General features: G+C 41.6%; 12 protein-coding genes. 9 read left to right on the top strand and 3 right to left on the bottom strand.

Translation table 11 applies throughout. The features are described from left to right. Window positions 1-6: 6 nt before the first annotated feature. Genes B879_RS12520 through B879_RS12510 form a run of 3 tightly spaced genes read right to left on the bottom strand, consistent with a single transcriptional unit; the run spans window position 7 to window position 4,439 of the window. A complete protein-coding gene (locus B879_RS12520; protein ID WP_009185555.1) occupies window positions 7-1,164 on the bottom strand; it encodes a THUMP domain-containing class I SAM-dependent RNA methyltransferase in 1,158 nt (385 codons plus the stop codon). 49 nt (window positions 1,165-1,213) lie between these two features. Beyond that, entirely contained in the window at window positions 1,214-2,047 is an 834-nt protein-coding gene (locus tag B879_RS12515; RefSeq protein ID WP_009185554.1) for a DUF4249 domain-containing protein, read from the bottom strand. Window position 2,048: 1 nt separating this feature from the next. Beyond that, window positions 2,049-4,439: a TonB-dependent receptor gene (locus tag B879_RS12510; RefSeq protein ID WP_009185553.1), complete on the bottom strand. Its 2,391-nt coding sequence runs from the start codon at window positions 4,437-4,439 to the stop codon at window positions 2,049-2,051. Between the two features lie 111 nt (window positions 4,440-4,550). Between B879_RS12510 and B879_RS12505 the strand changes: the two genes are divergently transcribed. The 9 genes from B879_RS12505 (at window position 4,551) to B879_RS12465 (ending at window position 12,948) form a co-directional block, all read left to right on the top strand. Further along, window positions 4,551-5,516 carry a vWA domain-containing protein gene (locus B879_RS12505; RefSeq protein ID WP_009185552.1) on the top strand — a complete coding sequence of 322 codons (966 nt, stop codon included), beginning with the start codon at window positions 4,551-4,553 and terminating at the stop codon, window positions 5,514-5,516. Between the two features lie 17 nt (window positions 5,517-5,533). Beyond that, on the top strand, window positions 5,534-6,382 hold the full coding sequence (locus B879_RS12500; RefSeq protein WP_157231610.1) for a hypothetical protein: 849 nt from the start codon (window positions 5,534-5,536) through the stop codon (window positions 6,380-6,382). A 133-nt stretch (window positions 6,383-6,515) separates the two neighbouring features. Beyond that, complete coding sequence (locus B879_RS12495) at window positions 6,516-7,694, top strand: acetyl-CoA C-acyltransferase (protein WP_009185550.1); 1,179 nt, start codon at window positions 6,516-6,518, stop codon at window positions 7,692-7,694. A 17-nt stretch (window positions 7,695-7,711) separates the two neighbouring features. Further along, on the top strand, window positions 7,712-8,809 hold the full coding sequence (locus B879_RS12490) for a toxin-antitoxin system YwqK family antitoxin (protein WP_009185549.1): 1,098 nt from the start codon (window positions 7,712-7,714) through the stop codon (window positions 8,807-8,809). Between the two features lie 76 nt (window positions 8,810-8,885). Beyond that, the gene (locus B879_RS12485; protein WP_009185548.1) at window positions 8,886-9,821 is read left to right on the top strand and encodes a phosphoribosylaminoimidazolesuccinocarboxamide synthase; all 936 of its coding nucleotides are present in this window, start codon (window positions 8,886-8,888) and stop codon (window positions 9,819-9,821) included. 13 nt (window positions 9,822-9,834) lie between these two features. Beyond that, window positions 9,835-10,215, top strand: coding sequence for an STAS domain-containing protein (locus tag B879_RS12480; RefSeq protein WP_009185547.1), 381 nt, complete (start codon window positions 9,835-9,837; stop codon window positions 10,213-10,215). Window positions 10,216-10,217: 2 nt separating this feature from the next. Next, window positions 10,218-11,135: a ribonuclease Z gene (locus tag B879_RS12475; RefSeq protein ID WP_009185546.1), complete on the top strand. Its 918-nt coding sequence runs from the start codon at window positions 10,218-10,220 to the stop codon at window positions 11,133-11,135. Window positions 11,136-11,161: 26 nt separating this feature from the next. Next, entirely contained in the window at window positions 11,162-11,968 is an 807-nt protein-coding gene (locus B879_RS12470) for a queuosine precursor transporter (RefSeq protein ID WP_009185545.1), read from the top strand. 56 nt (window positions 11,969-12,024) lie between these two features. Then, entirely contained in the window at window positions 12,025-12,948 is a 924-nt protein-coding gene (locus B879_RS12465; protein WP_009185544.1) for a bile acid:sodium symporter family protein, read from the top strand. Window positions 12,949-12,970 lie beyond the last annotated feature (22 nt).

The following is a 12,970-nucleotide window of genomic DNA, read 5'->3' as shown; positions in this document are numbered from 1 at the left end:
TTTTTTTTACCTGGAACCTTTGAAAAGCTCATATTTCAACAAGCGACAATCAATAGTCCCATTGTAAAATTCTATTCTTCTGGATGTTCTCAGTCCTACCCTTTTGGCCAAAACCATGTTTCCGGTAAAAATAAACCCTTGGTAACCGGCACATTTTTGCTTCATGAAATCTCCCATTCTCTTGTAAGTATCTCCCAATCCGCCTTCTTCTCCCAGTCGCTCTCCATATTCAGGGTTAAAAAACACCACCCCATTCTCATTTTCAGGCACTGTAGTCTCCTCGAAATCACAGACCTCAAATTCGATCAGCTCCTCCACCCCAGCAATACCCGCATTCTCTTTGGCAAAAAGTACCGCCTGCTCGCTGATATCCGAAGCTATGACCTTTAATCCTGGCACATCCATGATCTTATCTTCCATTTTGCTTCGGATTTTTTGGTAGACTGCCTCATCATATCCTTTTACATACATGAAAGCATAATTGTCCCTGAAAAGCCCCGGATACCTTCCCGTCGCCATCAATGCTGCCTCTATGGCCAAAGTACCCGATCCACACATGGGGTTGACAAATGGACTTCTTCCATCCCAATCACTGGCTAAAATGGTTGCTGAAGCCAAAGCCTCTAACATAGGTGCATGTCCTGGAATTTTTCTGTAGCCATGTTTGGCCAATGTTTCACCTGATGTGTTGATATAAATGGAGGCCTGTGTCTCTTTCCAGAATAATTGAATGACAGCCCCATCCTTTGCTGAACCCGTGTCAGGTCTTTTACCAAACTTTTCACGGAACCTGTCTACAATGGCATCCTTTACCCTGACATTTACAAATAGTGGATTATTGACCGTTTCGTTGTCTACATGTGAAACTACTGAAAAATAGGTGTCCTGATCCAGGTATTCTTCCCAAGGAAATGCCTTGATCCTCCTGTAAATATCATCTGCTTTGTGCAGATAAAAAGATTTGATTTCATATAGTACATGACTGGCTGTCCTTAGGTGTAAGTTCAAATCGATACAGTCATTTAGGGAAGCATAGAGCTCGATGTGGGTTCTTTGAATGGATTTAGGCCGAAAACCCAAAGCCACCAATTCCTGCTCTAAATAAGGGGCAAAACGGTCCTTACAGGTCACCGTTACTTTGCCTTTTAGGTCAAAATCAATCATGGGGCAAAGGTAAGCAATTGTCAGCCGACAAATAACATTATTAAAAATTTCATCCATCAGGAGCTACAGTAATGGTAGCTGTCCTAACGGGGCTGACCTTGAAATAACCTAATGGTTGATCTTCTCCTGTCACCAACTGTATATTGGATGCAGGATTCTGAGGAGGAGGACTAAAAAGGCCTCCGTCATTGAATAATAAACCCACCAGTTGATTGAGATAATCAAAAGCATCCCTGTTGAGCCTAAAAAGCTCCAAACGCACACGGTCATTGGCCTGAAAAGGAAAACCTGAAAGCTCAAATCCACGATTCAAAATACTGGTTCCAAAACTATCATCAAATAAGAGATAATCGTTTCTGTTGTTGAGCAGCGTATCATTTCTGACCACTCGTAGACGGTAATAATTATTATCCTCAAAAGGAATATCCCCATACAAGGTCAAGTAATAACCTTGCTCTCTAAAGAGCCGGTCATCCCTGAAATTATAAACAATACTATCTAAAACCGGCGCATCCTGTAATACACCAGAGGCTGTATAAACATTATCACCCCATGCCACATGCAAACTGTAAGCTTTTCCTATTTCTCCAGCTGCATTATTTACAGGAATATATCTGCCTCCTTGTTCAACAAACCGAAAAGGAAATACCTCTCCCGTTTCATCATTTTTGATAAAAACAGAAGCATCTTGTATGATTTCATTAGTTTCAGTACTATAAAAATCTTTGGATTTACTTAGGCGAACAAAATTAAAGATGCCAACATCAGTCCAAAAAGCCTCTATAACAGGTTGGGGCTGTACTGTATTTAGCTCCAGAAACACTTCTTCCTGACAGGCACCTAACAGAACAACCACTAAAATTCCATATATAAATTTCTTCATATCAAAATTCAAAATTATAGGTTAATGCCGGTAAGAAAGTAAATAGGTAGGTCATCACTACTCCTGGTCTCCTGCTAACTATTTCTTGACCTGAATTGGGATCAAAATTGATCTGATCATTAATAATATCCGTAAACTGGTACGAGAATGGATTTTTTCTTCCATAGAGGTTGTAAATACTAAAATTCCAACTGCCTCTCCATTTCCTTCCACGATCCACATTTTTATAGGTTACGGAAGCATCCATCCTGTGATAATCAGGAAAACGGTCTGCATTCCGCTGCTCTCCATACAAGGGTAATCGCTGATTATCCATTTCATAGGAACCAATTGGGAAAGTAACGGCTTGACCTGTGGTGTAAACAAATGTCATATTGGCTGACCACCTTTTGGAAAACTCATGGTTCAATACCAAAGTCACATCATGTGGACGGTCAAAACGTGGATTAAACTTATTGTTCCCACTGATTCCATCTATTTTCCACCAAACGCGGGAATAGGTATAACTTAACCAACCTGTAGTTTTACCCACATTTTTCCTCAAAAGAAATTCCAAACCATAGGCATAGCCATCCCCCGACAGGATTTCTGTTTCCACATTATCCGTGAACAATATCGAAGCTCCCTGTCTCAAATCAATCAGGTTTCTAAAATCCTTGTAATACCCCTCTAAAGACAGTTCCCAGATATTATCCTTGAGGTTTTTAAATAAACCCATTGAGTATTGGTCTCCTCGGATAGGTGGTATAAAAGTCCCTGCAGGTATCCATCGGTCAATGGGCAGCCCCGCGGAGCTGTTTGACGCAACCTGTACATATTGGAAGGTCCTGTTATAAGAAGCCTTAAAAGAGAGGTTATCTTTTATCAGATACCGGATGGCTAATCTTGGTTCCAGCCCCTGATAAAATTGAATGTTTTCAAAACTATTAAAAGACAAACTGTCTGTAACAATGGATGTTGGAGAAGGGATCTCATCTTCATACACAAAGACTTTGCCTCTACCAATTTGATTGTACAACCCCCATCTTAGCCCTCCTTCCACACTCCACCTGTCATTGATTTCTCTCAGGGCGGAAAAGAAGAGGTTATGTTGAAGCCCATTTCTTGGATTGGTGGCAATAGGTTCAATATTCGAACCAGGAGCGGGATTTAAGGCAATTGGGGCAAATTGATATAATTGTGAATGAAAGCCCCAATTGATGGAAGACTGATCATCTGGAATATAGCTCCACTGCCCCCTGACACCTGTCTCAGATAAGGTATTATCCCAGACAAAACCAATGTCCGGATCAGCAAAATTTACTGCATATCGGTATCTGGTATAATAGGCATTCAGATCAAAATATGTTTTTTTATTGATTGTCCGGGTCCAGTTGAGGGCATTCACCCAATTATCCCATCCAAAGCCAAATTGACGGGAGAGTCCCAAAAAGTCTGACCCATAATATCCTGAAACACTCAACTTATCCTTCTCTCCCAATTTGAAGGTGAACTTCCCGCTCAGATCGTAAAAGTATAAAGAATTGTTCCTTAGGTTTTCGTCATTCGATAACCTCAAAAAAACATCTGCATAGGTTCTTCTCCCAGAAATGGTAAAAGAAGACCGATCAGAAAATAACGGACCTTCTAAGGTTAGCCTTGAACTGATCGTGCCAATACCTCCCTCTCCTTTAATTTTTTGATAATTACCTTCTTTCAAAGAAACATCGATGACGGAAGAAATCCTTCCTCCCAAATTGGCTGGAATATTACCTTTGAAGAATTCCACACCTTGTAGAGCATCTGGGTTAAAAACAGAGAAAAAGCCAAAAAAATGCGAAGGATTGTAAACAGGTGCACCATCTATCTGAACCAGGTTTTGATCCGCAGATCCCCCACGGACAAACAACCCTGTAGTGCCCTCTCCTGCCGTCTGCACGCCCGGTAAAAGCTGAAGGCTTCTTAACAGATCCACCTCGCCAAATAAGGCCGGTATATTTCTTATCGTTTCAATAGGAATGGAAGATTTCCCCATTTCCAAACTTTTTACATTTTGATCAGGAGACCTTCCGCTGATCACTATTTCTTCCAAAGAAAACTCATCAGGCCTAAGATAAAACCGAAGTGACTTTTCCATGTCTTTAGCATAGATGGTTCTTATTGAAGTTTCATAACCAATAAAACTAATAACCAATTTGGCCGGTAGTTCTTGAGCCGCTAAAGTGAAGAGGCCATCAAGATCTGTAACTACTCCCTGCTGGGGACTGCCTTCCCAATAGACATTTGCGCCGGGGAGCGGAGCTTCAGATTGAAATTCAAGTACCTCACCACTGATGTTAATCTGCCGCTGCGCGATAGTGGGTAGGTGAATCAAAGACAGTAAAAAAGAAAAATAAAAAGGTATAACCCTCATGTGGATTCAGTCGTTTTATAATGGTAACACGAGGCTAAGTTTGAAAGTTGAAAAATAAAGCAATAATTTCTCAATCCTTTTCTTTTCATCATTATTTTATAATTTCAGGCCATGATTTGGGCATATCCTGATTTTAACCTCATATTTTGGTTTGCAGCTGCATTTACACTCCTGTACATCGGCTACTTGTATCGATTTTATAGAATCAATAAAAAACTTAACGTTAAGTCTTACCGTCTGGTTTTGAAACTATTGCTGAGGCTTTCCTATTTTACGCTGTTCTTAATTGCTTTGGCAGGACCTTCCATAGGCACTTCATTGAAAGAAATCAAAGAAGAAGGCCGGGATATTTTCATAGCCATCGACCTATCCCAATCCATGAATGCTACGGATATAGGTCCAAGCCGGCTTCAAAGAATCAAATTTGAATTGAAAAATTTGGTAAAGCGGTTTGCAGGAGACCGCATAGGATTAATTATTTTCAGTTCTGAAGCATTTGTCCAATGTCCATTGACCTTTGATCAAAATGTATTACAACTTCATTTGGACGGACTTAATACTGGGCTGGTACCCAGTCAAGGAACAGACATCAGCGCCCCATTGGCCATGGCTTTAAGCAAATTTGAAGCGGAAGAAACCAATGAAGTAAAATCCCGATCACTTATCCTCATTTCAGATGGAGAGGATTTTGCTGATAATTTCAGAGATCTGACGGCCAAATTGCAGGAAAGTCGTATAAGGGTTTTTACAGTTGGAGTGGGTACCGAACAAGGAAGTACCATTCCTAGGGGCAATGGTTTTATCATTGATCCCAGAACCAATCAACCTGCTGTTACCCGCCTGGAGCAAGCGAATATGAAATTAATTGCCGCTCAAACAGATGGGCAGTATTTTGAACTTTCTGACCAGGTTCAGGAAATTCAGGATTTGATATTGGCCATAGAAAGATTAGAAGGAACGGTGACAGGCTCCCGGATGATAGAAGCCTCAGCCAATAAATATTTCTACTTTTTGCTGGTTGCATTGACTTTGGTAGTGTTTGATATGATTCTTCCTTTAAAAACAATTAAATTGTAAGCGCGTCTATTAAACTGATGATGGTATTTAGGCTTATATTTTCTCTGCTCTTATTGATCCCCGCTTCTTGGACGGATATTGGTAAAAAAAACCGGGCCATCAAAGAAGCTGCTAGAAGTTATGCAGAAACTGATTATGAGCAATCAGTCGAGCGGCATCTTGCGCTATCTACAGATTTCGGCATCAACACGCCCACATCCAATTTCAACTTGGCCCTAAGTTACCATTATAACGGGCAATTAGAAGAGGCCCAGAGGACCTATCAGCAACTGCAAAGCACTGACAATAAGCTCATTGCCTCATTTGCTGCCAACCAAAATGGCATACTATTGGCTCAACAAAATCAGTTTGAAGAAGCTTTATCAGCATTTAAATTTTCCTTGATCAAAGACCCAACCAATGAACAGGCGAGGTACAATTATGAGTTGCTGAGCAGATGGCTGGAAGAAAATCCCGACAGGCAAGAACAGCAGGATGACCAAGGTGAGGATCAGGATCAGCAGGATGATCAACAGGATCAGGACCAGGATCAGGATCAGGATAAACAGAGTCAAGAGAAAAAAGATGGGGAAGGCGATGAGAAGACTGATGAAGATGAAGCCTCTGAGTCTGAGAAAAAAGATGATAAATCAGGAGAAAAATCCCAACAGGAAGAGCCTTCTGATGAACCTTCAGACTTAGAATCAGATCTTAGCGAGCGCGAAAAAGCCATGGAAAGGATGAAGGAAAAACTGGAAGAAATGAACCTGACACCAGAGCAAGCAGCACAAATACTTGAAGCCATGAATGCTGCTGAACTGCGTTATATCCAACAAAACAGAAAGAAGCCTACCAAGCGACCGGAAAGGGGCTTACCAGAGTGGTAGCAGCAACTAATTGGTAAAGTACGCACTTTTCATTATCAGTATGTCAAAAGTGATTACTTGGCGTATTAAAGAGAGCGTTGAGCGGCTTTAGTTTTCAAAATCGAAATTAATTTTCACATAAATATAAACCCAAATGAAAGAAGTATATATCGTTTCTGCTGTAAGGACCCCATTAGGAAGTTTTGGCGGTAAACTCTCCGGCTTGACCGCTGTAGAATTAGGAAGCTTTGCAATCAAAGGTGCTTTGAGTAAAGCAGGCCTGGATCCTAAAGAAGTGGAAGAAGTAATGATGGGCAATGTCATTTCAGCCAATCTGGGCCAGGCCCCTGCAAGGCAAGCTGCTATTGGAGCGGGCATTGGATACAATGTACCTTGTACCACGGTCAACAAAGTATGTTCTTCCGGTATGAAAGCAGTGATGTTTGCTGCACAATCAATCATGACAGGTCAAAATGACCTGGTGGTTGCAGGTGGCATGGAAAGCATGTCCAATGTACCTTATTATGTACCAAAAGCACGATTTGGATACAAATATGGCAATGCTGAAATGGTAGATGGTCTGGTTAAAGACGGGCTTTTTGAGGTGTACTACAAATTTCCTATGGGGAATTGTGCAGACAATACCGCCAAAGAAATGAACATCAGCCGGGAAGATCAGGATAAATATGCCATCCAATCTTACAATAGAGCCGCTTTTGCCTGGAAATCAGGCGCATTCAAAGATGAAGTGATTCCAGTGGAGATGAAAGGCAGAAAAGGGGAAGTAATCATCATTGATGAAGATGAGGAATATAAAAATGTAGTATTTGAAAAAATACCCAGTCTGAGACCGGTGTTTGAAAAAGAGGGTACCGTGACGGCTGCCAATGCATCCACCATGAATGATGGTGCTTCAGCACTTGTTTTGGCCAGTAAGGAAAAAGTTCAGGAGCTTGGCCTTAAGCCTATTGCCAAGATCAAAGGTTTTGCGGATGCTGCACAGGACCCACTTTGGTTTACTACTGCGCCTGCTTTAGCCATTCCGAAAGCCATCAAAAATGCAGGTCTTACTGAAAATGATGTGGATTTTTATGAAATCAACGAGGCCTTCTCAGCAGTGGCCATCGCCAATCAGCGACAGCTTAACCTTGACAACGACAAGCTTAATGTATACGGGGGAGCCGTTTCTTTAGGCCACCCACTAGGTGCCTCAGGAGCCAGAATAATTGCTACCTTAAATTCTGTATTGCACCAGAAAAACGGCAAGTACGGTGTAGCAGGAATCTGTAATGGTGGAGGGGGTGCTTCGGCCATTGTTATTGAAAAAATTTAAATACAACTTAAAGTTTCATGATCAGGTTGTTAATAAGCTTCGTTTTATTTGGCTTGGGCACTAGCCTACAGGCGCAGGAGTGGGCCAAAACCTATTATGATGAGGAAAAAAGCATGATCAGAGAAACTTACCAAGTAGTAAATGGTGTACCACAAGGAGACTACCGCCTTTATTATGAGGACGGTAGTCTTGCAGTGGTAGGACACATGGTTGATGGGAAAAAACAAGGCTTATTTGTTGATTTTTTCCCCAATTCTGAAGACACGTTAAGGACCATCACTTATTTGAAAGACCGTAGAGAAGGCCCTACCGTTAGCTACTACAGGGATGGGGCAATTTCCCAAACAGCCAATTTTGTAGATAACCAGTTGGAAGGCGAAGTTCTCACCTATCATGAAAATGGTAACTTAAAACAAAAAACTACTTTTTCTAAAAATAAACCTCAAGGTATGGCTTTGATGTATGATCCTGAAGGCCATCTGATAGAAAAAACCAATTATCAGGACGGAATACCACATGGAATCAAGGAAGTGTATGATAGAGAGGGTAATCTGGTTTCCCAGACAACTTTCAAAATGGGAGTGATGCACGGGATGCAGGAAACCTTCTTTCCAAATGGACAGCTCAAATCCAGATTTGAATATAAAAATGGCTACCAACATGGGGAAATCATTTCCTATTTCCCGAATGGTAAGATAGCCAGAAGTGGAAAATATAAAAATGGTAACCCAGTCGGCCCATTCAAAAGTTATCATGAAAATGGACAATTGGCCGAATCTTCCACCTACAACAACGGCCTGCCCAAAGGGGAAGTGCTTGCCTATTTCCCCGATGGAACGCTCAAGGAAAAAGCTGTATACGACAAATCCGGCACCCTTGAAAAATTAACTACCTACCATGAAAACGGCCAAATAGAGCGGGAAATCAGCTACAGGTTTGGCAGAGAAGAAGGTGTAGCCAAATTTTATTTCCCTTCGGGGCAATTGCGGGAAAACCGACCATACAGAAATGGGAGATTACACGGAGAGCAACTCATATACAGGGAAGATGGCAGCCTGCTTTCAGAAAGAAAATACTTAGAGGGAAAACTGGTAGCTTCCGTGGACCATAAATAAAGTTTTTAAGAACTTTTAGTGAAATTTAGCACTCAAAACGAAGTGCTTTTTCTATTTTTGTTAGAGTTAAAAATTTATGAGCAGCGCAGTTAAAGAGACCCATTTCGAATTCCCGGGACAAATCGACTTTTACAAAGGAAAAGTAAGGGATGTTTATATATTTGAAGACCAGCTGGCGGTGGTGGCCTCTGACAGGATTTCTGCCTTTGACGTAGTACTACCTAGGGCCATACCCTACAAAGGCCAAGTACTCAATCAAATCGCAGCTAAATTTCTGGAAGCCACATCGGACCTGGTACCAAATTGGGTGTCCATTGTTCCCCATCCCCAGGTTACCATTGGCAAAAAATGTGTACCTTTCAAAGTGGAGATGGTTATCAGGGGGTATCTGGCAGGACATGCCGCAAGAGAATACAATGCAGGAAAAAGAGTGCTGTGTGGGGTACCATTACCTGAGGGACTCAAAGAGAATGATAAGCTTCCCAAACCCATCATTACCCCTACTACCAAAGCCTCAGAAGGCCATGATGCAGATATTTCTAAAGAGGAAATACTTGCAAAAGGTATTGTCAGTGAAGCAGATTACACCATATTGGAAAAATACACCCAGGCCCTATTCGAACGCGGCAGTCAAATTGCCCGAGAAAAAGGACTGATACTTGTAGACACCAAATATGAGTTTGGTAAATTTGGTGACAAGATCCTGCTTATCGATGAAATCCATACCCCGGATTCTTCAAGGTATTTCTATGAGGAGGGTTATGAAGCTTTGCAGGATGCTGGGCTCCCACAAAAACAACTCTCCAAAGAATTTGTTAGACAATGGTTGATCAAGCACGGTTTTCAGGGAAAAGAAGGACAAACCGTTCCCGAAATGCCTGATGAATTTGTGAAAGAGGTCTCAGAAAGATACATTGAACTTTATGAAAAAATTACAGGAGACCACTTTGTAAAAGATGAAAGTGTTGACCTGGAAAAAGAAATAGAAACAGCAATTTTGAAACATATTTAAGCAATAAACACCTATGAAATATACTGTAGATAAAAAAGAGCAATACGTAGTATTTACCCCAATGGAGGAGAAGTTGGACTCGGCCTTATCTCCAAAATTAAAATCTGAGCTCTTGACCGTACATGCGGAAGGTTACAACAACCTGATCATAGACATGAGCCAGGTAAAATATGCTGACTCTTCCGGACTCAGCGCCTTGCTGGTTGGCAATAGGGAATTTAGTAGAAACGGTGGGATTTTTATCATCGCAGCGCCACAGGAACATGTCATGAAACTCATCAAAATCTCTATGTTGGATAAAGTTTTCAATATTGTAGATACTCTTGAAGAAGCGGCAGAAGCCATTTTTATTCATGAGATTGATGGTACAGAGGAAGAAGAGGAAGAAGATTAAGATTGGAATTTCAGGTCACAGTTTTAGGCGCTAACTCTGCCATTCCTGCCCACGGGAGAAACCAAACCTCCCAATTGGTCAATATTGGCAATAACTATCTATTGATAGATTGTGGGGAAGCCTCGCAGATTCAATTGAGGAAATTCAAGCTAAAATTCTCCAAAATTGATTTCATTTTCATTTCCCACCTGCATGGAGACCATTATTTTGGCCTGATGGGGTTGATTTCAAGCTTTCACTTGCATAAGAGGTCACGTCTGCTTACCATCTTCGGCCCCAATGGCTTGGATGAGATCATTACCGTGCAATTAAAACATTCCAATACCAGGTTGAATTTCCCACTTAGGTTTGTCCCAACACAGTCTGATGGGATACAGCTTATACTGGAAGAGAAAAATTTTCGGGTTTTCAGTTTTCCCCTCAAACATAGGTTACCATGTACGGGTTTCTTAATCAAAGAAAAGCCAGGCCTATTGAATTTAATTAAGGAAAAACTTCAGGAAACCCATGTGCCTATTGACGCCATCAACAAGTTGAGACAAGGGAGGGACGTTTTGGATGAAGCAGGCAATATCAGATTTGCGGTTGAAGAATTTGCCCATCCACCCAAAACCCCTAGGTCATATGCCTTTTGTTCGGATACAGTCTTTGACCCTGAAATAGTCCCCTATCTTGAAGGTGTCAATTTGCTTTATCATGAAGCCACATTTGGACAGGATGAGGAGAAGCGGGCGGCAGATACCCTCCATAGCACTGCGGCTCAAGCTGGAAAAATAGCCAGCATGGCCAATGTAGGCAAACTTCTTTTAGGACATTATTCCACCCGCTACCAGGATCTCAGCCCCTTACTTCAAGAAGCTAAAGCAGAATTTCCTGAAAGCTACCTGAGTGAAGAAGGAATTACTTATGAGGTTGAATGAAATTTTTCCACCCTAAGCTGATCTAAATGGAAAAGACATTAAAGGACCAAGAGTTTCAGTCTAAAAAGACCAACTTATTCATTATTCTCAGTGGTATTTTCCTCACCAATGCCATTTTAGCTGAAATTATTGGGGTGAAAATATTCTCCGGTGAATATACCTTGGGATGGGAACCTGCAGGTTGGACAATATTTGGGAATTATGTTTTGGACTTTAACCTGACTGCTGGTGCTGTCATCTGGCCGGTGGTCTTTGTAACCACAGACATTATCAATGAGTATTATGGTAAAAAAGGCGTACGAAAAATCAGTTTTGTCACCGCATTTTTCATTGCCTATATCTTTTTTGTCATTGCTGGAGTAACCCAGCTCCCCCCCGCGCCTTTTTGGTTGGAGGTAAATACACCCGATGCTCAGGGAAATCCTTTCGATATCGATTACGCCTTTAATGTCATATTTAGACAAGGTCTGGGCATTATTTTAGGCTCTTTGGTGGCCTTCCTTCTAGGACAGTTGATCGATGTATTCGTCTTTCAAAAGCTAAGGAAAATCACAGGACCCAAAATGATCTGGCTAAGAGCAACGGGTTCCACGCTGGTATCCCAATTTATAGATTCCTTTGTGGTACTTGGTATCGCTTTTTATATTTTTGGCAATTGGTCATGGGCACAGGTAGCCTCCGTAGGGATCATCAATTACGTCTACAAATTCTCCGTTGCCATTTTACTTACCCCGGTTCTATACCTTGGGCATTACCTGATCGACAACTATCTCGGAAAAGAAATTGCAGATAAAATGACCAAAGAAGCCTCATCGGATACATCTTTTCTTTGAGATTTGTCTTTTTGGGACAGACTGTCTACCTTCCAGATTAACATCAATCTAATTTTATGCAGGAAGCCCTGGATTCGAGTACGCTCAATTTCAACCAAGATGCCTTGTTGCTGCTCAATGTTTCATTGGCCATCATCATGTTTGGGGTAGCATTAGATCTCAAAGTAAAGGACTTTCGTTATGTCGCCAAAAATCCACAATCTTTTGTAGCTGGTCTGTTTTCCCAGTTTTTTCTTTTGCCCGCGCTGACCTCACTCTTGGTAAGCCTTATTCAGCCACCACCTTCCGTAGCCTTGGGCATGTTTTTGGTGGCTGCCTGTCCAGGCGGAAATATTTCTAATTTCATGACCCATTTGGCCAAAGGCAATACCGCGCTTTCAGTTTCTCTTACCGCTTTCTCCACCGCTTTTTCTGTGGTCCTTACCCCTCTGAATTTTGCTTTTTGGTCCAAACTCTACGCCCCCTCTGCCCAGATGTTAAAGGAAATTTCCCTTTCCTATTTTGAGGTTTTTCAAACAGTGGCCCTGATTTTAGGGGTACCCCTGGTAATCGGTATGTATATCAACTCCCGCTATCCGAAATGGTCCATGAAAGCAACAAAAGTATTAAAACCGCTGAGCATGCTGATTTTTGCGGGTTTTGTGGTGATTGCCTTCATAGGGAATTATGATCTCTTTTTAAAATTCATCGCCTTGATCTTTCTTTGGGTATTGGCGCATAATTTCATTGCCCTTTCAGGAGGTTTTATTACCGCAAAAACCTTCAGGCTGCCCTTAGAGGACACCAAAACCCTGACGATAGAAACCGGTATCCAGAACTCCGGTTTGGCATTGGTTCTGATTTTTACCTATTTTGATGGCTTGGGTGGCATGGCCATCATCGCGGCCTGGTGGGGAATATGGCATATTATATCAGGAATGACCATCGCTGGCATTTTGAAAAATTTCCAAAGTCAAAAGCAAATTTCGGTTAGTGGGTGAAAGCTCTACAATAGCATAAACA

This window comes from Cecembia lonarensis LW9 (assembly GCF_000298295.1).
Lineage (GTDB): Bacteria > Bacteroidota > Bacteroidia > Cytophagales > Cyclobacteriaceae > Cecembia > Cecembia lonarensis.
Note: the sequence above shows the minus strand (reverse complement) of the source record. Positions and strands in the feature narration are given on the sequence as shown.

What these genes read in the sequence shown, in the direction of transcription:
- B879_RS12520 (WP_009185555.1), bottom strand. Translation starts at nt 1,164, where the DNA reads ATGATTGATTTTGACCTAAAAGGCAAAGTAACGGTGACCTGTAAGGAC.
- B879_RS12515 (WP_009185554.1), bottom strand. Translation starts at nt 2,047, where the DNA reads ATGAAGAAATTTATATATGGAATTTTAGTGGTTGTTCTGTTAGGTGCC.
- B879_RS12510 (WP_009185553.1), bottom strand. Translation starts at nt 4,439, where the DNA reads ATGAGGGTTATACCTTTTTATTTTTCTTTTTTACTGTCTTTGATTCAC.
- B879_RS12505 (WP_009185552.1), top strand. Translation starts at nt 4,551, where the DNA reads ATGATTTGGGCATATCCTGATTTTAACCTCATATTTTGGTTTGCAGCT.
- B879_RS12500 (WP_157231610.1), top strand. Translation starts at nt 5,534, where the DNA reads ATGATGGTATTTAGGCTTATATTTTCTCTGCTCTTATTGATCCCCGCT.
- B879_RS12495 (WP_009185550.1), top strand. Translation starts at nt 6,516, where the DNA reads ATGAAAGAAGTATATATCGTTTCTGCTGTAAGGACCCCATTAGGAAGT.
- B879_RS12490 (WP_009185549.1), top strand. Translation starts at nt 7,712, where the DNA reads ATGATCAGGTTGTTAATAAGCTTCGTTTTATTTGGCTTGGGCACTAGC.
- B879_RS12485 (WP_009185548.1), top strand. Translation starts at nt 8,886, where the DNA reads ATGAGCAGCGCAGTTAAAGAGACCCATTTCGAATTCCCGGGACAAATC.
- B879_RS12480 (WP_009185547.1), top strand. Translation starts at nt 9,835, where the DNA reads ATGAAATATACTGTAGATAAAAAAGAGCAATACGTAGTATTTACCCCA.
- B879_RS12470 (WP_009185545.1), top strand. Translation starts at nt 11,162, where the DNA reads ATGGAAAAGACATTAAAGGACCAAGAGTTTCAGTCTAAAAAGACCAAC.
- B879_RS12465 (WP_009185544.1), top strand. Translation starts at nt 12,025, where the DNA reads ATGCAGGAAGCCCTGGATTCGAGTACGCTCAATTTCAACCAAGATGCC.